Below are 20993 nucleotides of genomic sequence, written 5' to 3' on the forward strand. Positions count from 1 at the left end.
GGCCCGTTCAGACGATGGGGTCGTGGACGGTGACGAGCTTGGTGCCGTCGGGGAAGGTGGCCTCGACCTGGACGTCGTGGATCATCTCGGGGATGCCGTCCATGACCTCGTCCCGGGTGAGCACCTTGCGCCCCGAGGCCATGAGCTCGGCGACGGTGCGACCGTCCCGGGCGCCTTCGAGGATGTGGGAGGTGAGGAGGGCGACGGCCTCGGGGTGGTTGAGGCGCACACCTCGGGCCAGGCGCTTGGCGGCCACGTCCGCGGCCACATGGATGAGCAGGCGTTCCTGTTCGTGCGGGCTCAGTTGCACTCTTCCACCTCACAGTCGTCGACCGGGGACACCCGGACAGCTGCGGACCCTACCGACCGTCAACACCTTGTTGAACTGCGGAGATGCGGCTCGCGGCCAGACATTGCACGTTAGGGCGGAAGTTTTTCCGGCTCGTTAACTGCGCCTTTGCTCTTTCATGATCATCAGATCGGCTCGACCGTCATGGACATCAGGCCCCGGAGCCCGTCCTCCAGGACGTCGACGGCGACGTCGCCGAAGAGGGCCTGCTGGGCGATGAAGCCCTGGACGACGGCGATCAGCGTGCGGGCCACATGGTCGGCGGGGACGTCGGCGGGCAGGATGCCGCTCTTCTTGTAGAGGGTGACCAGGTCCGCCCAGACGACGCGCATGCCGTTGTAGCCCTCCGAGAGCGTCCGCGCGAGCTGTTCGTTGCGGAGGGTCTCGGTCCACACCTGGATGATCAGACGCGCGAAGGCCTGCCGGTCGGCGCCCTCGATCCGCTCCTCGAGGAAGAGCCGGAGCACCGCTCCGATCAGCACGTCGGGGGTGGGAGGCGGCGTGGCCCTGGAAGCCTCCTCGAAGGCACCCCTTATCCCGGCGAAGGCCTCGGTCGCGATGGCCGCGATGATCTCGTCCTTGCCGCGGAAGTACCGGTAGACCGCGCCGGCCGACAGCCCGACCTCGCTGAGGACGTCCTGCATCGAGGTGGCGTGGAAGCCGTTGCGGGCGAAGCAGCGCGCCGCGCCGTCGAGGATCTGGCGCCGCCGGGCGTCGAGGTGTTCCTGGGAGACACGAGCCATGACCCGAACTTAAAACGAATATTCATTCTTGACAACTTCCGACGCCCGCAGGACAGTGAGGGGCATATAAAAACGAACGATCCTTCTCTTTGAATCGAGGACACCATGTCCGCCAACGCCACCGCCGTCGACGCGGGGCGCAGGACCATCGCGGTGATCGTGCTGATCCCCGTCGTCGTCGCCCTGACCCTCTGGGCCTTCGCGTGGCCCGCCGCCCGGACGGCACCCCGCGACCTGCCGATCGGCGTGGCGGGCCCCGCCACGGTGGTCACCGCCCTGGAACAGGACCTCGCCCGGCACGAGGGGGCCTTCGAGGTCCACCGCTACGCGGACGAGGCCGAGGCCCGTGCCGCGATAGAGGACCGCGATGTATACGGAGCGGTGGTCGTGACCCCCGGCGGCACGGAACTCCTGACCGCCTCGGCGGCGAGCCCCGTGGTGGCCGGGCTCCTGCGGGAGGCCGTCACCGCACAGGCCCCCGAGGGCGCGAGGATCCAGGTCACGGATGTGGTCGCCGCCCCGGCGGGCGACCCGCGCGGAGCCGTGCTCGCCTCCAGCCTGCTGCCGCTCGCCCTGGCCGGAGCGGCGGCGGGGGTCGTCACGACCCTTCTCGGTCTGCGCGGCGGGCGCGCGGCGGCCGCCCTCGCCGGCGCCGCGGCGCTCGCGGGCGTCGTCGGTGCGGCCCTCGCCCACAGCTGGCTCGGCGCGCTCGGCGGGAACTGGTGGGCCGAGGCCGGGGTCCTGGGCCTCACCGTCCTGGCGATCGGCTCGACCTTCGCCGGGCTCGCGGCCCTCGTCGGAAAGCCGGGCCTCGGGCTCGGGGCGCTGCTGATGATCCTGCTCGGCAACCCGTTCTCGGGCGTGTCGAGCGCACCGGAACTCCTGCCCACCGCCGTGGGCACCCTCGGCCAGTGGCTGCCGCCGGGCGCCGCGGGCTCGGCCCTCCGGTCCGTCTCCTCCTTCGAGGGCTCGGCGGCGGGCGGACCGCTCCTCGTCCTCGCCCTCTGGGCGGTGGCGGGTCTCACGGCGACCGCGATCGGGGCCCGGAGGCGCACCGAACCCGTGGAGTCCGCGCCCGTGGCGGCGGCTCCGATTCCGGCGCGCGCGGGCTGATCCGGACCACCGAGCCCGTACGCGCGAGAAGACGGCCGCGTGCCCCCGCTGTAGCGGACGGGGGTGCGCGGCTCTTCCGTGTGCGCCAGGTGGAGACGGGGAGCGGGGGACGGCCGGGCGGGGCCGCCGGACAGGACCTAGGAGACGCCGGGCTCGCGGTGGTGGGCGGCGATGCCGAAGCGGCGCTGTTCGCCGGTAGCGGAGTCAAGGGAGTGGAGGCCGGAGACCGAGCTGATCACCTGCTCGTCGGCGGGCTTCTCGGCCGCCTCGAGTTCCTCCAGGTCAGCGGCGGAGACCAGGGCGACCAGCGGCTTCCCGTGGCGGGTGACGACGACGCGCTCGCCGCCGTACACGACGCGGTTGATCAGGTCGGCGAGCTCGGCTCGCGCTTGCGTCACCGGGATCTCGTAGGTCATGCTCCCCATCTTACGGGCTGTACGTCCTGTACATTTTTTACAGATGGAGGTACCCGCCATGGATGCTCGCTACGTCCTGCCCGAGTTCACGGAGCGCACCAGCTACGGAACCCGGACCCTCGACCCCTACTCGAAGCTCCTCTCGAACCGGATCGTCTTCCTCGGGACGCCGGTCGACGAGACCTCGGCCAACGACGTCATCGCCCAGTTCCTGTATCTGGACCACGCGGGCCCCGAACAGGACATCTCGCTCTACATCAACTCCCCCGGCGGCTCGATCAGCGCCATGACCGCGATCTACGACACGATGCGCTCGCTCCACTGCGACGTGGAGACCACCTGTCTGGGCCAGGCCGTCTCCACCGCCGCCGTGCTGCTCGCCGCCGGCACCCCGGGCAAGCGCATGATGCTCCCGGGCGCCCGGATCACACTGCGTCAGCCCGCCATGGACGAACCGCTCCAGGGACAGCCGAGCGATCTCGACATCCACGCCCGCGAACTGCTCCGTCTCCGCGCGCTGATGACGGGGATGCTCAGCGAGCACACGGGGCGGGACCGGGAGCGCGTCGAGGCCGACCTCGACCGCCTCACGGTCCTGGACGCGCCGGCCGCGATCGCGTACGGCCTGGTGGACCACGTGATCACGAGCCGGCGCGCGGGCGCCGGCGGCACGGCGGGGTGAGCCGGCCGTGGTTCCCGAGCTGCCGCCGCTGCCCGCCCTGACCCGCGCCGAGAGCGAACTCGTCGACGCCTACCTCGAAGTGGTCGACCTGCTGGGCAAGATCAATCCATCCAGGGGAACGCATACCTATGGCGCACTGCGCGCGGCACAAGCCCTGGTGGGACGGACGGAAGCACTCCTCCAGGCCCTGACGCTCATGCATATGCGGGGCGAGAACGAGGTGCACGCGGACACTTTGGCGCGTGCGCTCAGGGTGTTGGACGGTGAGCGCCGGGCGGACCGCGTCACCGTCCCGCGCACCCGCGCGAGTTGACATATCCGCGTGTCGTGTCGAGGTCCGGACGGCCGACGCGGACCGCAGAATCGCTCCCCCGTTCGGCGTAGTCGACGAGTCGACATATATGCCGGGTGAGTTGCGCAACAGGTGTACGCATCTGGCGGAATGGGGCGTTCCACCCCTGGTGCGGGGCTCGTAGGCCAAACCTCCGAAGATCACAAAGGCTCCCTGTCCACCCGTATGGATCAGTCGTGAGGAGCCTCACATATCGCCGTTTCAGCTCGGATTTCGACCTGGGTGTGGGTCAAGATCCCTGTCGACGACAAGCCCCCGCCACCGCGGCGGGGCGGTCCGGGCGGACGCCGAGTCCTGCCGCTGTCCCGGACGTCTGGTCGACAGGATTGGATCGGCAGGAGTGGAGGACCCGATTTTTACGGGGCGTACGCGCTGTTCCGGCAGCGAGGCCGTCCCTCGGGGTGAAGCCGCGTCAGCGGCCGGGCATCTTCGCCAGCCCGAACCCGACAGGTCATCCTTCGCAGGCGGCTGACGAAGGGTTGCGCATGACTGCGCAGATGCACGTCCCGTCCCTGCTGTCCCGGGCCGGAGCCGTCTCGGCTCTCACCCTCGCCGCCGTCGGCGGCACGCTGTTCGCACCCGGTGCGGCAACGGAGGCCCAGGCAGCCACCACGCACGCGAACAAGGCACTGAGCGTCGCCGCGTCCAAGAAGGGAGCTCCGTACCGGTACGGGAGCACCGGACCCTCCAGGTTCGACTGCTCCGGTCTGACGCTCTACGCGTACAAGAAGGCGGGCAAGTCGCTGCCCCGCACCGCGCAGCAGCAGTACAACAAGACCCGGCACATCTCCGCCTCCACCAGGCAGAAGGGGGACCTGGTCTTCTTCCACTCCGGCGGGAGGGTCTACCACGTGGGCATCTACGCCGGCAGCGGCAAGATCTGGCACTCGCCCAAGACGGGTTCCTGGGTGAAGCTCGACAAGATCTGGTCGTCGAAGGTCTACTACGGCCGCGTCCGCTGATCAGGCGGCGGTAGCGGTTCGTCCGTGAGGGGTGCGGTGGCGCCGCCGTACCCCTGACCGACAGCACGGGACCTAACAGCTGGCCACGGGGGCCACGGTCCACGGAAGAGTGATCCAGACCGTCTTGCCGCCGTCCTCGGTCGGCGTGACCGACAGACGGCCGCCGGCTTCGGCGGCGAGGACGCGGATGATGACCATCCCGCGTCCGTTGTCCTGCTGGACCGCCGCCGGGAGGCGACGGGGCCGGCGCGGATGGCTGTCGGTGACGCCGACGTGGAGCCGCTCCTCCCGCTCCAGGCGGACGTCGACCGTGAAGGTGGGCGACTGTCCGAGGGTGTGCAGGACGGCGTTGGTGGCAAGTTCGGAGACGATCAGCCGGATCGAGTCCGCGATCTCCGCGGCGTCGTCCAGACCCCAGCTCATGAGGACGTCCGCGACGTAACGCCGGGCCGTGGGGACCGAGGCGGGTTCGCTCGGCAGCGTGACGGATGCTTCCTGGTGATCTGCCATGGCGACGCTGTCCCTTTCCCACCGGGGCCACCGCCCCGGATTGCGCTTCGCGTCAGAGTGCCACCGATCGTGCCGCGCCGTGCGGCGTTCCACCAAGATATGTCCCCATCTGTCGCCCGAAGCGGTGAACTCTGCTGCTTGGGAACGCCCTTGGCGCGCTACCCGGCGTCGGGCGCGGTGCGCAGGATGGTCCGTACCGCGTGCTCGATCTGTGCGTCGGTCAGATCGGCGCGGGCCGTGAGCCGCAGCCGCGAGATGCCGTCGGGAACGGACGGGGGCCGGAAGCAGCCGACCGCCAGACCCTGTTCGCGGCAGTCCGCCGCCCAGCGCAGGGCCGCCTCCGGCGAGGGCGCGCGCACCGAGACGACGGCCGCGTCGGGCCGGGCCGCCGTGAGACCGGCCTCGGTGAGCAGCCGGTACAGGGTGGTCGCGACGGTACGGGCCCGCTCGGCGAGGCCCGGTTCGGCCCTGATCAGGCGCAGGCTCGCGAGGGCGCCGCCCGCGGCGGCCGGGGCGAGACCGGTGTCGAAGATGAAGGTGCGGGCCGCGTTCACCAGGTGCTCGATCACCCGGGCCGGGCCGAGGACTGCACCACCCTGGCTGCCGAGGGACTTGGAGAGGGTCAGGGTGGCGACGACGTCCTCGTCGCCCGCGAGCCCGGCCTCGTGGAGGGCGCCCCGGCCGCCTTCGCCGAGGACGCCGAAGCCATGGGCGTCGTCCACCACGAGTCCGGCGCCGTGAGCGCGGCAGGCTTCCGCGAGCTCCGTCAGCGGGGCCTTGTCGCCGTCGACGGAGAAGACGGAGTCGCTGACGACCAGGGCCCGCCGCCCGGGGTGCGCGCCGAGGGTCTTGCGTACGGCCTCGGGTTCGGTGTGCGGCACGACGGCCGTCTCGGCGCGGGCCAGACGGCAGCCGTCCACGATCGAGGCGTGGTTGGAGGCGTCGGAGACGATCAGGGAGTCCCGGCCGCCGAGCGCGGTGAGCGCGGCCAGGTTGGCCGTGTAGCCGGAGGAGAAGACGAGGGCCGCCTCGAACCCGCAGAACTCGGCGAGCTCGCGCTCGAGCCGGGTGTGCAGCCGGGTCGTGCCGGTGACGAGCCGCGAGCCGGTGGAGCCGGCGCCCCAGCGCCTCGCCGCGTCGGCCGCCGCCTCGGTGACCTCGGAGCGGCGGGTGAGGCCCAGGTAGTCGTTGCCCGCCAGGTCGAGCAGGTCCGACTCGGCGGCCCGTGGCCGCAGCGTACGGACCAGACCGGCGTCCGCCCGGCGGCGTGCCTCGGCGTCGGTCCAGTCGAACGCGGTACGGCGGGGGCCCGCGGCCCGTGCGTCGTCGGCCTGTGGCATTCGGCGATCCTTTTGTAGGCAGCGCACAGACCCTAACCGGATGATGCCGAGGTCGGGATGTGGTCATCCACACACCTCTATCGGGGGCGTTTGTTCAGATCCTCCTTGGCCCGGGGGTGGGCGGTAGGCAAGGATCAGCGCTTATGGACCTGCTGAACACGCTGGTGGAGAAGGGGCTGCGGCGCGAGCTGCCGACCCGTGAAGAAGCGCTCGCCGTCCTGGCGACCTCCGACGACGAACTGCTCGATGTGGTGGCGGCGGCCGGCAAGGTGCGCCGTCAGTGGTTCGGGCGGCGGGTGAAGCTCAACTACCTGGTGAACCTGAAGTCGGGCCTGTGCCCCGAGGACTGCTCGTACTGCTCGCAGCGGCTCGGCTCCAAGGCCGAGATCCTCAAGTACACCTGGCTGAAGCCGGACGAGGCCTCCCAGGCCGCCGCCGCGGGTGTCGCGGGCGGGGCCAAGCGGGTCTGTCTGGTCGCGAGCGGCCGCGGTCCGACCGACCGGGACGTCGAGCGGGTCGGCAGGACCATCGAGGCCATCAAGGAGCAGAACGAGGGCGTCGAGGTGTGCGCCTGTCTGGGTCTGCTCTCGGACGGCCAGGCGGAGCGGCTGAAGGACGCCGGCGCCGACGCCTACAACCACAACCTGAACACGTCCGAGGCGACGTACGCCGGGATCACCAAGACCCACACGTACGCGGACCGGGTGGACACCGTGCAGAAGGCGCACGCCGCCGGTCTGTCGGCCTGCTCGGGTCTGATCGCGGGCATGGGCGAGACCGACGAGGACCTCGTCGACGTCGTGTACGCGCTCCGCGAGCTCGACTCGGACTCCGTGCCGGTCAACTTCCTGATCCCCTTCGAGGGGACGCCGCTCGCCAAGGAGTGGAACCTCACCCCGCAGCGCTGCCTGCGGATCCTGGCGATGGTGCGGTTCGTCTGCCCCGACGTCGAGGTGCGGATCGCCGGCGGCCGTGAGGTGCACCTGCGCTCCATGCAGCCGCTCGCGCTGAACATCGCGAACTCGATCTTCCTCGGCGACTACCTGACGAGCGAGGGCCAGGCCGGCCAGGCCGACCTGGACATGATCGCGGACGCGGGCTTCGAGGTGGAGGGCGCGGGCACGACGACGCTCCCGAAGCACCGCGCCGACGCGCTCGCCGCGGCGGGCGGCGGCTGTGGTTCCCAGGCGCCGGCGGGCTGCGGCTCGCACGACGCGGCGGAGGGCGCGGGCTGCGGCTCGCACGCCGAGGCCGGTGGCGGCTGCGGTCCGTGCGGCGGTCACGCCCAGGCGGCGCCCTCGGCCGAGCCCGCCGCGGAGCCCGCCGGCGAGGTGCCGGGCGCCCGTCCCGACCTCGTGGCCGTGCGCCGCCGCGGTGCCGGGACGGAGCTCGCCCCGAATGCGTAACGACGAACTGCTCGCCCTGGACCGGGCGCACGTCTGGCATCCGTACGGGCCCATGCCGGGCCGTACGGAGCCGCTGGTCGTCGAGTCCGCGTCCGGTGTCCGGCTCCGGCTCGCCGAACCGGTGCACGGCCAGGCCGAGTTGATCGACGGCATGTCCTCGTGGTGGTCGGCGCTGCACGGCTACAACCACCCCGTGCTCAACGAGGCGGCGCACGGCCAGCTGGACCGGATGAGCCACGTCATGTTCGGCGGGCTCACCCACGAGCCGGCCGTGCGGCTCGCCACCCGTCTGGTCGAGATCACCCCGGAGCCCCTCCAGCACGTCTTCCTCAGCGACTCCGGCTCGGTCTCCGTCGAGGTCGCGGCCAAGATGTGTCTGCAGTACTGGCGCTCGGTGGGCCGGCCCGGCAAGCAGCTCCTGATGACCTGGCGCGGCGGCTACCACGGGGACACCTGGCAGCCGATGTCGCTGTGCGACCCCGAGGGCGGGATGCACGAGCTGTGGTCGGGCGTGCTCCAGCGCCAGGTCTTCGTCGACGCGCCGCCGGTCACGTACGAGGAGTCGTACGCCCGGATGCTGCGGGAGCAGATCGCCCTCCACGCGGACGAGGTCGCCGCGGTGATCGTGGAGCCCGTGGTGCAGAACGCGGGCGGGATGCGGTTCCACCCGCCCGCGTACCTGCGCGTCCTCCGCGAGGCCTGCGACGAGCACGGGGTCCTCCTGATCTTCGACGAGATCGCGACCGGTTTCGGCCGTACGGGCACGCTGTTCGGCGCCGACCAGGCCGGCGTCTCGCCCGACGTGATGTGTGTGGGCAAGGCGCTGACGGGCGGATACCTGTCGATGGCGGCCACGCTCTGCACGACGGAGATCGCCGAGGGCATCTCGCGCGGCGAGGTTCCCGTCCTGGCGCACGGCCCGACCTTCATGGGCAATCCGCTGGCCTCCGCGGTGGCCTGCGCCTCGATCGACCTGCTGATGTCCCAGGACTGGGCACAGGAGGTCAAGCGGATCGAGACGGGGCTCCGCGAGGGGCTCGCCCCCGCCGCGGAACTCCCCGGTGTCCGCGAGGTGCGGGTGCTCGGCGCCATCGGAGTCGTCCAGCTCGACCACGACGTCGACATGGCCGCGGCCACGGAGGCGGCGGTCCGGGCGGGTGTGTGGCTGCGCCCGTTCCGCGACCTGATCTACACGATGCCGCCGTACGTGACGGGCGACGAGGACCTGGCCCGCATCTGCGCCGCGGTGCGCGCGGCGGCGGTCGCGGGCTGACCGGAAGAACGGAAGAACGGAAGAGCGGGGAGAACCGTGGGAATCATCGTCGTCAGCGGTACGGGCACGGAGATCGGCAAGACCGTCGTGACCGCCGCCGTAGCCGCCGTCGCCACCGCCGCCGGCCGTACGGTCGCCGTCCTCAAGCCCGCGCAGACCGGCGTCGGGCCGGACGAGCGCGGTGACGCGGACGAGGTCGTCCGGCTCTCGGGCGCCGTGGGCTCCGCCGAGCTGGGCCGCTTCCCGGAGCCGCTGGCCCCGGGGACGGCGGCCCGGCGCGCCGGGCTCGTCCCGGTCGGGCCCGCGGAGGTCGCCGAGGCCGCCCGGAAGCTGGCCGCCGAGCACGACCTGGTGCTCGTGGAGGGGGCGGGCGGGCTGCTCGTCCGCTTCGACGAGGAGGGCGGCACGCTCGCGGACGCGGCGGCGCTGCTCGGCGCACCCGTTCTCGTGGTCGTCCCCGCCGGTCTGGGGACGCTCAACTCCGCGGCCCTGACCGCGGAGGCGCTGCGGGCGCGCGGGATCGAGCAGCTGGGCGTGGTGATCGGCAGCTGGCCGGACGCGCCGGACCTGGCGATGCGCTGCAACCTGGCGGATCTGCCGCGGGAGGCGGACGCGCCGCTCCTCGGGGCGGTGCCGGAGGGGTCGGGGTCGCTCGACCCGGCGGAGTTCCGGGCGGCGGCGGGCGGCTGGCTGGGGCCGGCGCTCGGCGGCACGTGGGAGGCGGAGGCGTTCCGGGAGCGGTTCGCGGAGCCGTACGCGGGAGCTTCGTAGCGCGGGAGCTTCGTAGCGCGCGAGCTTCGTGGCGCGGGCTCGTAGCGCGGGAGCTTCGTAGTGCGGGTTCCTAGTGCGGGTTCCTAGTGCGGGCTCGTAACGCGCGGGAGCTTCGTGACGCGGGACGCGAGGGCGCCTCGGGACGCTTGACCCGGGGTCCCGTATCCAGGGACGCGCGTGCCTCCGGTCCGTAGGCTGGGGGCATGCGCGCTCACGTTCAGGAGATCGTCTTCGACTGTGCCGACCCGGCCGCTCTGGTCAGGTTCTGGGCAGGGCTCCTCGGCGGTGCTCCGGTCGACCGGAGCGGCGACTGGTCGTACGTGGACCCGCCGGACTTCGTCCGGCTCGCCTTCCAGCGGGTGCCGGAGGGCAAGGCCGCGAAGAACCGCGTCCATCTCGACCTGGAGGTCGAGGACCCCGTCCTGGCCGCCGACGAGGCCCTGCCCGCGGGCGCGTCCCGGGTCGGTGCTCTCGTCACGGACGAGCAGGGCTCCTTCCAGGTCATGCGGGACCCGGAGGGCAACGAGTTCTGCTTCGTGACGGGCTGAGGAGGCTCCGATGACACCGCCGAACGCTCCGTCACCCGCGTCGTCCGCCTCGCCCGGCGTCCACCATCCGCTGTTCGCCCGCTTCTACGCCCGGTTCAGCGTGTCCGCCGACACCAAGGGCGGGCTCGGCGCACTGCGGGCGGAGCTGCTCGCGGGGCTGTCCGGACGGGTGATCGAGATCGGGGCGGGCAACGGACTGAACTTCGCGCACTACCCGGCCGGTGTCACCGAGGTGGTGGCCCTCGAACCGGAGGCCCGGCTCCGGCGGCTGGCCCAGGAGGCCGCGCTCCGGGCCCCGGTCCCGGTGACCCTGCTCCCGGACACGGCCGAGGCGCTGCCGCTGGAGGACGCCTCCTTCGACGCGGGGGTGGCCTCGCTCGTGCTGTGCACGGTACGGAACCTCCCGCAGGCCCTCGCCGAGCTGCACCGGGTGCTGCGCCCCGGCGCCGAGCTGCGGTTCTTCGAGCACGGCGTGGCCGACACGCCCGGCCTCGCTCGCGTCCAGCGGGGTCTCGACCGGACGGTCTGGCCGCTGCTCTTCGGCGGCTGCCACACCTCCCGCGCCCCGCTCGCGGCGATCGAGGCGGCCGGGTTCGCCCTGGGCCCGTACCGCTCGTTCGACGTACCGGAGAAGGGACCGCGGCTGCCCTCCTCGCCCTGCGTCCTGGGCGCGGCCCGGCGGTAGCCGCGCCGTCCCACGGAGCGGAAATCCTGGCGACGGCCCGGACGTGTCTGATGGGATCCGGCCATGATCGCTCCGAAGATACGTGCCGCAGTCCCCGACGACGCCGAAGCCGTACTGGCCTTCTGGAAGGAGTCCGCCGAGGGGACCTCCGTCTCGGACGACGTGCCCGGGGTGACCCGGCTCGTCGAACGCGACCCCGAGGCCCTCCTCCTGGCGTTCGCCGACGACCGGATCGTGGGGTCCGTCATCGCCGGCTGGGACGGCTGGCGTGCCTCCCTCTACCGCCTGGCGGTCCTGCCCTCGTACCGTCGCCGGGGCATCTCCACCGCGCTGCTCCGCGCGGCCGAGGAGCGGTTCCTCGCGCTCGGCGGCCGGCGTGCGGACGCCATGGTCCTGGAGGCGAACGAGACGGGGCAGCGGCTGTGGACGGCGGCCGGGTACGGTCGCGAGGACCACTGGCGCCGCTGGGTGAAGCCGCTCACGGGCTGAGCGGTGCCGACCGGACCCCGAGCCGGTCACCCAGCCGTTTTGCCGATCCTTTACCATGGTCTCTCATTCAGACGACCCGACGACCGAAAGGTGTGAGCGTCCGCCCATGGGCGAGCCTCCCAGTAGTACCGCTCTCCGTACTGCTCCCGAAAGCACCGGCCGCGCCGGCCGACATCGAGCATTCCCCCTCCCCCTGGCTGATCATGGGACGGAGGTGAACCGATGACCGAAGTGCTTCTGCTCCTCCTGGCGCTCCTCCTCGCCGTCGCGTGCGGCGCGTTCGTCGCGGCCGAGTTCTCGCTGACGACGGTCGAGCGCCGCGACCTCGAGGACGCCGCCGCGCGTGGCGAGCGCGGTGCGGCGGGAGCGCTCAAGGCCGTCAGGTCGCTGACCTTCCAGCTCTCCGGCGCCCAGCTGGGCATCACCGTCACCAACCTGGTCGTCGGCATGCTGTCCGAGCCCTCGATCTCCAAGCTGATCCGCGGTCCCCTCGAGGACCTCGGCCTCTCCGCCTCGGTCGCCTCGTCGGTGGCTCTGGTCCTGGGCACCGCCCTGTCGACCGTCGTCCTGATGGTGGTCGGCGAGCTGGTCCCCAAGAACTGGGCGATCTCCTCGCCCCTCGCGGTCGCGAAGGTGGTCGCCACCCCGCAGCGGGTGTTCACCGCCGCCTTCAAGCCGCTGATCAGCCACCTCAACAACACCGCGAACCGGATCCTGCGCCGCCTCGGGATGGAGCCGACCGAGGAACTGGCCTCGGCGCGCTCCCCGCAGGAGCTCGTGGCGCTGGCCCGCCACTCCGCGAAGGAGGGCGCCCTGGAGGCGGACACGGCCGAGCTGTTCGTCCGTACCCTCAACCTGGCGGAGCTCACCGCGGAGAACGTGATGACGCCCCGCGTGCAGGTCACCGCGCTCGACGTGCAGGCCACCGCCGAGGACGTCGCCAACGCGACCCGGGCGACCGGTCTCTCCCGCTTCCCCGTCTACCGGGGCAGCCTCGACGCGGTCGTCGGCATCGCGCACATCAAGGACGTCCTGGCCATACCGGCCGAGGAGCGGCGTCACCGCCGGATCGGCGAACTGCTGCGCGAGCCGCTGCTCGTCCCCGAGACGCTGACCGTGGACCGGCTCCTCGACCGGCTGTCCGGGAAGCAGACGATGGCCGTCGTCATCGACGAGTACGGCGGTACCGCCGGGGTCGCCACCCTGGAGGACATCGTCGAGGAGGTCGTCGGCGAGGTGCGCGACGAGCACGACCCGCACGAGACGCCCGACCTGGCGCGGGCGGGCGAGGACGCGGACGGGCGTGAGCTCTGGTCCGCCGACGGCGCCGCCCGCACCGACCAGGTGGAGGTGATCGGCCTCCGGGTGCCGGACGGTCCGTACGAGACGCTCGCGGGCTTCGTCGCCCATGAGCTGGGCCGCATCCCGGCCGTCGGCGACAGCGTGGAGCCGGGCGGCTGGCGGCTCGACGTCGTGGACGCCTCGGGCCGGCGCGCCGCGCGCGTGCTGCTGCACGCGCCCGTGTCGCAGGAGCACCGGGACGAGACCGGGGAGGCCGGCCGATGATCGTCATCCAGCTGTTGATCGGTCTGCTGACCCTGGTCGTCAACGCCTTCTTCGTCGGCGCCGAGTTCGCCCTGATCTCGGTGCGCCGCAGCCAGATCGAGCCGCTGGCCGAGGACGGGAACCGGCGGGCGCGCAGCGTCATCTGGGGCCTCGAGCACGTCTCCGCGCTGCTCGCCGCGGCGCAGCTCGGCATCACGCTCTGCACCCTGGTGCTCGGCATCGTCGCCGAGCCCGCCATCGCGCACCTGCTCGAACCGGTCTTCGACGCGGTGGGCGTGCCGCACGGCCTGGTCCATCCGATCTCGTTCGTGATCGCGCTGAGCGTGGCCACGTACCTGCACATGCTGCTGGGCGAGATGGTGCCGAAGAACATCGCGCTGGCGGAGCCGACGCGTACGGCGCTGCTGCTCGGCCCGCCCCTGGTGACGCTCGCGCGGGCGCTGCGACCGGTGATCTTCACGATCAACGCCTTCGCCAACGCGCTGCTCAAGCTGTTGCGGGTGGAGGTCAAGGACGAGGTCGCGGCGACGTTCTCGGACGACGAGCTGGCCCGGATGGTCACCGACGCCGGTCACGCGGGGCTGCTCGACGACCGGGCGGCCGAGCGGCTGCACGACGCCCTGGAGCTGGGCCGCCGTCCCGTACGGGATGTCGTGATGCCGGCGGAGAAGGTCGTGTACGCACAGGTCGGCACGACTCCGGGCGAGCTGGAGGCGCTGGCGGCCCGGACGGGCTACTCGCGCTTCCCCGTGGTCGACGAGGAACGCAGGATCCTGGGCTATCTGCACGTCAAGGACGCCCTGGACGCCTCGCCGCGCGACGAGCCGTTCCCGGTGTCCGCGCTGCGGCCGATCGCCCGCGTCCGCGCGGCCACGCCGCTGGACGACGTGCTGACGGCGATGCGCCGCAGCCGGACGCATCTGGCGGCGGTGCTCGACGAGGACGACAAGCCGGCCGGCCTCGTGACGATGGAGGACGTGCTGCGGGAGCTGGTGGGCCGCCCGGCGGCGCCGTAGCACCGGTCACCGGCACGGGAGGGCCCCGGGAACACACGTTCCCGGGGCCCTTCGCCGTTCACAGTGCGGTGGCTGCGCCCCGGGCGTCGAGGATCCGTGCGGAAGCGGAGGGGGCGGGTTCCGGAGACCGGGCTCCGGCGGAGGGCCGCGCATACCGCGCGGTATGATCTCTCCGCCATGGAGATCAATGCCACGTACAACAGTTTCGTCGCCCTCGGCGACAGCTTCACCGAAGGCATGTCGGACCGGAAGCCCGACGGTTCCTACCGGGGCTGGGCCGACGTCCTCGCGGACCGGCTGGCCGCCCGCGCCCCCGGCTTCCGGTACGCCAACCTCGCCGTACGCGGCAAGCTCATCGGCCAGATCGTCGAGGAGCAGGTCGAGACGGCCGCCGCGATGAAGGCCGACGTCGTCACGCTCGTCGGCGGGCTCAACGACACCCTGCGGCCCAAGGTCGACATGGGGCGGGTCCGCGGACTGCTCACCGAGGCCGTCGAGACGCTCACCCCGTCCTGCGGGCAGCTGGTCCTGATGCGCAGCCCCGGCCGGAACGGACCGGTCCTGGAGCGCTTCCGCCCCCGGATGGAGGAGCTGTTCGCGCACGTCGACGACCTCGCCGCCCGGCACGGCGCCCTGGTCGTCGACCTGTACAGCGCCCCGTCGCTCGCCGACCCCCGGCTGTGGGACGTGGACCGGCTCCACCTCACCGCCGACGGGCACCGGCGGGTCGCCGAGGCCGTGTGGCAGACGCTCGGTCTGGCGCCCGAGGCCGACTGGCGGACTCCGCCGCCCCCGACCCCCGTGCCGGGCTGGGCGAGCCGCCGGGCGGCGGACGCCCGCTTCGCCCGGGAGCACCTGGGCCCGTGGATAGGGCGGCGCCTCACCGGCCGCTCGTCGGGCGACGGCCGGGCGCCCAAGCGCCCCGAGCTGCTGCCGTACGAGCCGTCGACGGAGCCGTAGCCCGGCCGGGCGCCGTCACCGAGCCCCAGCCCGGCCGGGCGCCGTTCGGGAGCGGCGGCCGTGAGCTGCGTCTCGTAGCAAACTCCAGGCCGGACGGTGGCGCTGGCCTGCAGAAATCGCCAGTAAACTCTGTCCACGTGACTGCTGTGACTGCGAAGCCCCGCATCCCCAACGTTCTGGCCGGCCGCTACGCCTCCGCGGAGCTCGCCGTCCTCTGGTCCCCCGAGCAGAAGGTGAAGCTGGAGCGTCAGCTCTGGCTCGCCGTGCTGCGTGCGCAGAAGGACCTCGGGATCGAGGTTCCGGACGCCGCCCTCGCCGACTACGAGCGCGTGCTCGACCAGGTCGACCTCGGTTCCATCGCCGAGCGCGAGAAGGTCACCCGGCACGACGTGAAGGCCCGGATCGAGGAGTTCAACGCCCTCGCCGGCCACGAGCACGTCCACAAGGGCATGACCTCGCGCGACCTCACCGAGAACGTCGAGCAGCTGCAGATCCGGCTCTCCCTGGAGCTGATGCGGGACCGTACGGTCGCCGTCCTCGGCCGTCTCGGCAAGCTCTCCGCCGAGTACGCGGAGCTGGTCATGGCCGGCCGCTCGCACAACGTCGCCGCCCAGGCGACCACCCTCGGCAAGCGGTTCGCGACGGCGGCGGACGAGCTGCTCGTGGCGTACGCCCGCCTGGAGGAGCTCCTCGGCCGCTACCCGCTGCGCGGCATCAAGGGCCCGGTCGGCACCGCCCAGGACATGCTGGACCTGCTCGGCGGCGACGCCGGCAAGCTGGCCGACCTGGAGCAGCGGATCGCCGGTCACCTCGGCTTCGCCCACGCCTTCACCTCGGTCGGCCAGGTCTACCCGCGCTCGCTCGACTACGACGTGGTCACCTCGCTGGTGCAGCTGGCCGCCGCCCCGTCGTCGATCGCCAAGACGATCCGCCTGATGGCCGGCCACGAGCTGGTCACCGAGGGCTTCAAGCCCGGCCAGGTCGGCTCCTCGGCGATGCCGCACAAGATGAACACCCGCTCCTGCGAGCGCGTCAACGGCCTCATGGTCATCCTGCGCGGATACGCCTCGATGACCGGCGAGCTGGCGGGCGACCAGTGGAACGAGGGCGACGTCTCCTGCTCCGTGGTCCGCCGGGTCGCGCTGCCCGACGCGTTCTTCGCGCTCGACGGTCTCCTGGAGACCTTCCTCACCGTGCTCGACGAGTTCGGCGCCTTCCCGGCCGTCGTCGCCCGTGAGCTCGACCGCTACCTGCCGTTCCTGGCGACCACCAAGGTCCTCATGGGCGCCGTGCGCGCCGGCGTCGGCCGCGAGGTCGCCCACGAGGCCATCAAGGAGAACGCCGTCGCCTCCGCCCTCGCCATGCGCGAGCAGGGCACGGTGCAGAACGAGCTCCTCGACAAGCTGGCCGCGGACGAGCGCATCCCGCTGGACCGGGCGCAGCTCGACGAGCTGATGGCGGACAAGCTGTCCTTCACCGGCGCCGCCGCCGACCAGGTCGCGTCCGTGGTCTCCCGTATCGAGGAGATCCTCAAGCAGCACCCGGAGGCCGCCGCCTACGCCCCCGGGGCGATCCTCTGACCGGGAGCCCCCGTTCACCAAGGAGCAGCTGGAGGCCGCCCGTGACCGCGTCGTTCCCGACGTGGTGGCGGGCGGCCTCTCGGTGTTGTTCTGCGGGATCGACCCGGGTCTCATGACGTCGCGGCGCGGGCGACCGCCCGGGCCGACGAACCGAGCCGGGAGGAGTACGTCGAGGGCGGCCGGATCCTGGCCGCGAAGGCGGAGCGGCTCGCGCCCCGCCGGCTCGCGGTCGTCGGGGTCACCGCGTACCGCACGGCCTTCGGGGAGCCCAAGGCCGCCATCGGGCCGCAGGGGCGCGTGATCGGATCCACCCGGATCCGGGCACTGCCCAACCCGAGCGGGCTCGACGCGCACTGGACGGCGGCGACGACGGCCGAGGAGTACGGCCGGCTCCGCGAGGCCGCCGAGGGCCTCCGCGGGTGAGGAGGCCGGCCGTCACGTCGGCGGATCGACCGGGGTGAGGACGGCGAGCAGCTGGAACGGCAGCTCCTTGTCCCACTGGGAGACGCCGAGTCCGATCCACAGTCCGTCGGCCCGCCACAGGCGCAGGTTCGGGGTGTGGCAGCTGAGGGTCGACCAGGGCTCGGGCATCGGCTCGCCCTCCATGCTCCGCTCCAGGACGGGCCCGAGATCGAGCTCCCGCGGCTCGCCCCAGCGCGCGGTGAGCAGCACGCCGAGCCCGTCCCGTTCCGCTTCGTACTGGTCCTCGACGATCGGGCGGCGCGTGCCGTCGTCCTCCCAGAAGTCCTCGCTGGTCGCGAGCTCCGCGAGGTGGTGCTCCGGGCCGCCGTCGAATCCCCGGGCCCTGAGTAAGTCGATCGCCGCCAGATGGGCTGCCGTGGTCATGGCTCCAGTAAAGCCCCCACCACTGACAGTTGGCGTCGCGTCAGAAACCGAGGGGGCCGGCGGGCCGGGGGCGAATCCAAAGCGTCATGGGGGCGGCACTCGCCGCGACCGGGCCCATTGAGTACCATCCGCCGAAGAGGTGCACGAGCTGGGAGGACACACTGTGGGGCGGCTGACCGGCGGGGATCCGTCTCTGCTGCGGCGGATCAACTCCGCGGTGGTACTCCATGCGCTGCGCGGCGCCGAAGCGCCGACGCTCACGGATCTGACCCGGATCACGGGCCTCTCGCGGCCCACGGTCGAAGGGGTCGTCGAGGGACTCATGGAGGGCGGCCTCGTCGTCGAGGCGGCGCCCGAGGAGGGCGAGGCCAGGCGCCAGGGCCGTCCCGCGCGAAGGTTCCGCTTCCGCGCCGAGGCCGGGCATCTCCTCGGCATCGAGATCGGCCCGCACCGGGTGGCCGCGCTGCTCTCCGGTCTGGACGGCCGGATCATCGGCGCCGGTTCTCGCGAGGTGTCGGAGACGGCCCCCGAGGACGAGCGCCTCGACCGGGTCCGCACGGTCGTGGCCGACGTGCTGCGCAGGGCCGGGGTCGCCCGGTCCAATCTGCGGGCCGTCGGCGTCGGCACCCCCGGCATCGTGGAGGCCGACGGCACCGTCCGCCTCGGTACGGCCCTGCCGGGCTGGACGGGTCTCGCGCTCGGCGAACGGCTGCGGCGCTCCTTCAAGTGCCCCGTCATCGTGGAGAACGACGCGAACGCCGCGGCCGTCGCCGAGCACTGGAAGGGCGCCGCGACCGACTCCGACGACATCGTCTTCGTCCTCGCCGGGCTGAGCCCGGGCGCCGGTTCGCTGATCGGCGGCCGGCTGCACCGCGGTTTCGGCGGGGCGGCCGGGGAGATCGGCGCCCTGCACCTGCTCGGCCGGGGCGTCACCCCCGAGCATCTGCTGTCGACCACGGACGAGCCGCTGCACCCGCTGGACGAGCAGGCGGTCGCCGAGGTCTTCGCGCTGGCCCGCAAGGGCGACGCCCGCGCGGAGGCGGCGGTGGAGCGCTTCATCCAGCGGCTCGTGCACGACGTGGCGGCGCTGGTCCTGGCGATCGACCCCGAGCTCGTGGTCGTCGGCGGCTGGGCGGCCGGCCTGGACGGCGTGCTCCAGCCGCTCCGAGAGGAGCTGGCCCGGTTCTGCCTGCGGCCGCCCCGGGTGGTGCTGTCGCTGCTCGGCGAGGCCGCGGTGGGGACGGGCGCGCTGCGCCTCGCCCTCGACCACGTCGAGGAGCAGCTGTTCGCGGTCGACGGCACGGTGACGGCCCGCCGCTAGGAGGATCCTCGCGACGGGCCGTCGGCCGGTGTTCGGTGTTCGTGGGAGGGGCGCGCTACGAGGCCATGACCAGATCGCCCGAGTCGCCGAAGGTGAGGCGGCAGGTGTCGGCGCGGTAGGTGGCCACGGAGACGGCGGCGGTGCGCCCTCCGGAGAGGTAGCGGGTCGTCACGACGAGCACGGGCGCGCCCGGCAGCCGGTCGAGCTCCTTGGCGTCGTCGGCGCGGGCGGACCCGAGCTCCACGGAGCGGTCCTGGCCGTCGAGGGCGAGGTGCTGGAGTTCGCGGAGCACCGCGCGGGCGCGGGCGGGTCCGGCGGGCGCGTCGATGGCGCTGAGGCCCGGGACGGATCCGGCGGGGACGTAGAGCAGCTCGGCGGCGACGGGCTGGCCCTGGCTGACGCGGATGCGGCGGACGACGTGCACCCGCTCCTCGGAGCCGCTCTCCAGGACGCGCGCGACGGCGGCCGGGGCCACGTCGGCGGCGGAGTCGAGGGACTGCCAGGCCTCGTCACCGACACCCGGCCAGGTGTGCTGGGTGGTGGAGACGTCGACGCCGACGCGCGGCGGGGCGACGGTGGTGCCGACGCCGCGACGGCGCTGCAGTCTGCCTTCGAGCTCCAGCTGCTCCAGGGCCTGGCGGAGCGTGGCACGGGCGACGCCGAAGCGTGCCGCGAGATCGCGCTCGTTGGGGAGGATCTCCCCGACCGCGAAGTCCGAGTCGAGTGCTTCGCCGATGACTGTCTTGAGGTGCTGGTACTTCGGTTCCGGTACCGATGCCAGCTGCGTGGTCCCCACCCTGATCCTCCGCAATTCGCCGTGTCCCGCGGCGTTTTTCCGCGCCCTTGTTTATTAAAGGTTCCTGCACTAACTCTGCGACCATAAGGCGAGCCCACCCCTTGGTCAAGACCAATCCTCTGTCGAACGCCCCCGAATGTGACCCTCTGACCTAGATCGTTCACAGGACGTTCGCGCCCCCGTGTGCCCTGCGCAGCAAAACACCCCGCCTCCCTGGTGGGAGACGGGGTGAAGTTCCGGCCGATCGGCGGGATCGGGCCGGTTTGTCGCGCGGGGCGCGTCCCGGGCGCCGTCAGAGACCGGCGAGCGCCTGGAGCTTGTCGGGGTTGCGGATGATGTAGACGCACTGGACGCGCCCGTCGAGCACCTCGATCTGGAAGACGGAGTCCGGCTTGCCGCCGACGAGGGCGAGCAGGGCGGGGGCGCCGTTGAGCTCGAGGAAGCGGAACTCGAAGGTCTCGTCCGCGCCCTGGGCGGTGGCGTGCAGGAAACGGCCGACCTTGTCGGCGCTCTCGATGATCCGCAGCGGTGCCTTGGACTTGCCGCCGCTGTCGCCGACGAGCCGTACGTCGGGGGCGAGCAGGGCGAGGAGATCGCCGAGGTCGCCGCCGGCCGCGGCGGCGAGGAAGCGCTCGGTGAGGTCCCGGCGCTCGGTCGGGTCGACGTCGTAGCGCGGCTTGCCCTCGTCGACATGACGCCGGGCGCGCCCCGAGAGCTGGCGCACGGCCGCCTCGGAGCGGTCGAGGGCTGTGGCGATCTCGGCGTACGGGAAGCCGAAGGCCTCGCGCAGCACGAAGACGGCCCGCTCCAGCGGGGAGAGGGACTCGAGGACGACGAGGACGGCGAGCGAGACGGAGTCGGCGAGCAGGGCCCGCTCGGCGGTGTCGGGGGCGGTCGGTCCGAAGTCGGTGACGACGGGCTCGGGCAGCCACGGGCCGACGTAGGACTCGCGGCGCGCCTGGGCCTGCCGGAGCCGGTCGATGGCGAGCCGCGTCGTGATCCGTACGAGGAAGGCCCGGGGCTCGCGGACCTCGGCCCGGTCCTCCGCGGTCCAGCGCAGCCAGGCCTCCTGGACGACGTCCTCGGCGTCTGCGGCGCGGCCGAGCATCCGGTAGGCGACGCCGAGGAGCATCGGGCGATGCTCCTCGAAGTGCTCGGTCAGGGTGTCGGTCGGGATATCGGTGGGCACCCGTCCATCCCAGCCCACCGCGGTCGCGCTGTCCAGTTTCGGACGAGGTCTTGAACTCCAGGCTACTGATCGGTAATTCT

The 20993-nt window shown here is 72.4% G+C and carries 23 protein-coding genes, 1 pseudogene and 1 riboswitch; of the genes and pseudogenes, 16 read left to right on the forward strand and 8 right to left on the reverse strand.

The features are described from left to right. Positions 1-7: 7 nt before the first annotated feature. Together ACFQ79_RS16330 and ACFQ79_RS16335 are read right to left on the reverse strand one after the other, a co-directional pair. Positions 8-310, reverse strand: coding sequence for an urease subunit gamma (locus tag ACFQ79_RS16330; RefSeq protein WP_030316690.1), 303 nt, complete (start codon positions 308-310; stop codon positions 8-10). Positions 311-474: 164 nt separating this feature from the next. Beyond that, entirely contained in the window at positions 475-1092 is a 618-nt protein-coding gene (locus tag ACFQ79_RS16335) for a TetR/AcrR family transcriptional regulator (RefSeq protein WP_383583687.1), read from the reverse strand. 105 nt (positions 1093-1197) lie between these two features. Between ACFQ79_RS16335 and ACFQ79_RS16340 the strand changes: the two genes are divergently transcribed. After that, positions 1198-2205 carry an ABC transporter permease gene (locus ACFQ79_RS16340; RefSeq protein WP_383583690.1) on the forward strand — a complete coding sequence of 336 codons (1008 nt, stop codon included), beginning with the start codon at positions 1198-1200 and terminating at the stop codon, positions 2203-2205. Between the two features lie 137 nt (positions 2206-2342). Here the strand turns inward: ACFQ79_RS16340 and ACFQ79_RS16345 are convergent, their stop codons facing one another. Beyond that, positions 2343-2621, reverse strand: a complete 279-nt coding sequence (locus ACFQ79_RS16345) for a type II toxin-antitoxin system Phd/YefM family antitoxin (RefSeq protein ID WP_030316684.1) — start codon at positions 2619-2621, stop codon at positions 2343-2345. 58 nt (positions 2622-2679) lie between these two features. Here ACFQ79_RS16345 and ACFQ79_RS16350 point away from each other — a divergent pair, with 58 nt between their 5' ends. The 3 genes from ACFQ79_RS16350 to ACFQ79_RS16360 all read left to right on the forward strand — a co-directional run bounded on the left by ACFQ79_RS16350 (position 2680) and on the right by ACFQ79_RS16360 (position 4617). Then, positions 2680-3303: a ClpP family protease gene (locus tag ACFQ79_RS16350; RefSeq protein WP_383583693.1), complete on the forward strand. Its 624-nt coding sequence runs from the start codon at positions 2680-2682 to the stop codon at positions 3301-3303. A gap of 7 nt (positions 3304-3310) precedes the next feature. Further along, positions 3311-3616, forward strand: coding sequence for a hypothetical protein (locus ACFQ79_RS16355; RefSeq protein WP_383583696.1), 306 nt, complete (start codon positions 3311-3313; stop codon positions 3614-3616). Between the two features lie 314 nt (positions 3617-3930). Then, positions 3931-4137: riboswitch (cyclic di-AMP (ydaO/yuaA leader) on the forward strand. A gap of 3 nt (positions 4138-4140) precedes the next feature. Then, on the forward strand, positions 4141-4617 hold the full coding sequence (locus ACFQ79_RS16360) for a C40 family peptidase (protein ID WP_356552345.1): 477 nt from the start codon (positions 4141-4143) through the stop codon (positions 4615-4617). A 72-nt stretch (positions 4618-4689) separates the two neighbouring features. Here the strand turns inward: ACFQ79_RS16360 and ACFQ79_RS16365 are convergent, their stop codons facing one another. Both ACFQ79_RS16365 and ACFQ79_RS16370 read right to left on the reverse strand, forming a co-directional pair. After that, on the reverse strand, positions 4690-5127 hold the full coding sequence (locus ACFQ79_RS16365; protein ID WP_383583700.1) for an ATP-binding protein: 438 nt from the start codon (positions 5125-5127) through the stop codon (positions 4690-4692). Positions 5128-5285: 158 nt separating this feature from the next. Then, positions 5286-6467, reverse strand: coding sequence for an 8-amino-7-oxononanoate synthase (locus ACFQ79_RS16370; protein WP_383583703.1), 1182 nt, complete (start codon positions 6465-6467; stop codon positions 5286-5288). 143 nt (positions 6468-6610) lie between these two features. On the opposite strand from ACFQ79_RS16370, the gene bioB reads away from it, so the two are divergent. The 11 genes and pseudogenes from bioB (at position 6611) to ACFQ79_RS16425 (ending at position 17184) form a co-directional block, all read left to right on the forward strand. Beyond that, positions 6611-7873 carry a biotin synthase BioB gene (gene bioB / locus ACFQ79_RS16375; protein WP_383583706.1) on the forward strand — a complete coding sequence of 421 codons (1263 nt, stop codon included), beginning with the start codon at positions 6611-6613 and terminating at the stop codon, positions 7871-7873. Next, positions 7866-9146, forward strand: coding sequence for an adenosylmethionine--8-amino-7-oxononanoate transaminase (locus ACFQ79_RS16380; protein ID WP_383583709.1), 1281 nt, complete (start codon positions 7866-7868; stop codon positions 9144-9146). The genes bioB and ACFQ79_RS16380 overlap by 8 nt, the downstream gene beginning before the upstream one ends. A gap of 36 nt (positions 9147-9182) precedes the next feature. Further along, on the forward strand, positions 9183-9917 hold the full coding sequence (gene bioD, locus ACFQ79_RS16385; RefSeq protein ID WP_383583712.1) for a dethiobiotin synthase: 735 nt from the start codon (positions 9183-9185) through the stop codon (positions 9915-9917). Positions 9918-10120: 203 nt separating this feature from the next. Continuing rightward, positions 10121-10465, forward strand: coding sequence for a VOC family protein (locus tag ACFQ79_RS16390; RefSeq protein ID WP_383583715.1), 345 nt, complete (start codon positions 10121-10123; stop codon positions 10463-10465). A 10-nt stretch (positions 10466-10475) separates the two neighbouring features. Next, positions 10476-11150 (forward strand): class I SAM-dependent methyltransferase, encoded by a 675-nt coding sequence (locus tag ACFQ79_RS16395; RefSeq protein ID WP_383583718.1) that lies wholly within the window; start codon positions 10476-10478, stop codon positions 11148-11150. A gap of 63 nt (positions 11151-11213) precedes the next feature. Then, a complete protein-coding gene (locus ACFQ79_RS16400) occupies positions 11214-11639 on the forward strand; it encodes a GNAT family N-acetyltransferase (RefSeq protein ID WP_383583720.1) in 426 nt (141 codons plus the stop codon). Positions 11640-11861: 222 nt separating this feature from the next. Continuing rightward, positions 11862-13205 (forward strand): hemolysin family protein, encoded by a 1344-nt coding sequence (locus ACFQ79_RS16405; protein ID WP_383583723.1) that lies wholly within the window; start codon positions 11862-11864, stop codon positions 13203-13205. After that, positions 13202-14221, forward strand: a complete 1020-nt coding sequence (locus ACFQ79_RS16410) for a hemolysin family protein (protein WP_383583725.1) — start codon at positions 13202-13204, stop codon at positions 14219-14221. Before ACFQ79_RS16405 ends, ACFQ79_RS16410 begins: the two co-directional genes overlap by 4 nt. Before the next feature lie 177 nt (positions 14222-14398). Then, on the forward strand, positions 14399-15181 hold the full coding sequence (locus ACFQ79_RS16415) for an SGNH/GDSL hydrolase family protein (protein WP_383583728.1): 783 nt from the start codon (positions 14399-14401) through the stop codon (positions 15179-15181). Between the two features lie 137 nt (positions 15182-15318). Beyond that, positions 15319-16761, forward strand: coding sequence for an adenylosuccinate lyase (gene purB, locus ACFQ79_RS16420; RefSeq protein ID WP_187623649.1), 1443 nt, complete (start codon positions 15319-15321; stop codon positions 16759-16761). Positions 16762-16822: 61 nt separating this feature from the next. Next, a pseudogene (locus ACFQ79_RS16425) lies at positions 16823-17184 on the forward strand (uracil-DNA glycosylase family protein). Between the two features lie 12 nt (positions 17185-17196). Here the strand turns inward: ACFQ79_RS16425 and ACFQ79_RS16430 are convergent. Then, positions 17197-17607: a hypothetical protein gene (locus ACFQ79_RS16430; protein ID WP_383583731.1), complete on the reverse strand. Its 411-nt coding sequence runs from the start codon at positions 17605-17607 to the stop codon at positions 17197-17199. Positions 17608-17770: 163 nt separating this feature from the next. On the opposite strand from ACFQ79_RS16430, the gene ACFQ79_RS16435 reads away from it, so the two are divergent. Continuing rightward, positions 17771-18928 (forward strand): ROK family transcriptional regulator, encoded by a 1158-nt coding sequence (locus ACFQ79_RS16435; RefSeq protein ID WP_030316649.1) that lies wholly within the window; start codon positions 17771-17773, stop codon positions 18926-18928. 55 nt (positions 18929-18983) lie between these two features. Here ACFQ79_RS16435 and ACFQ79_RS16440 read toward each other — a convergent pair whose 3' ends face one another. Together ACFQ79_RS16440 and ACFQ79_RS16445 are read right to left on the reverse strand one after the other, a co-directional pair. Further along, positions 18984-19724 (reverse strand): GntR family transcriptional regulator, encoded by a 741-nt coding sequence (locus tag ACFQ79_RS16440; RefSeq protein ID WP_383583733.1) that lies wholly within the window; start codon positions 19722-19724, stop codon positions 18984-18986. 292 nt (positions 19725-20016) lie between these two features. After that, a complete protein-coding gene (locus ACFQ79_RS16445; RefSeq protein ID WP_383583798.1) occupies positions 20017-20901 on the reverse strand; it encodes an RNA polymerase sigma-70 factor in 885 nt (294 codons plus the stop codon). Positions 20902-20993 lie beyond the last annotated feature (92 nt).

The sequence above is a fragment of the Streptomyces sp. NPDC056480 genome (genome assembly GCF_042795405.1).
Taxonomy (GTDB): domain Bacteria; phylum Actinomycetota; class Actinomycetes; order Streptomycetales; family Streptomycetaceae; genus Streptomyces.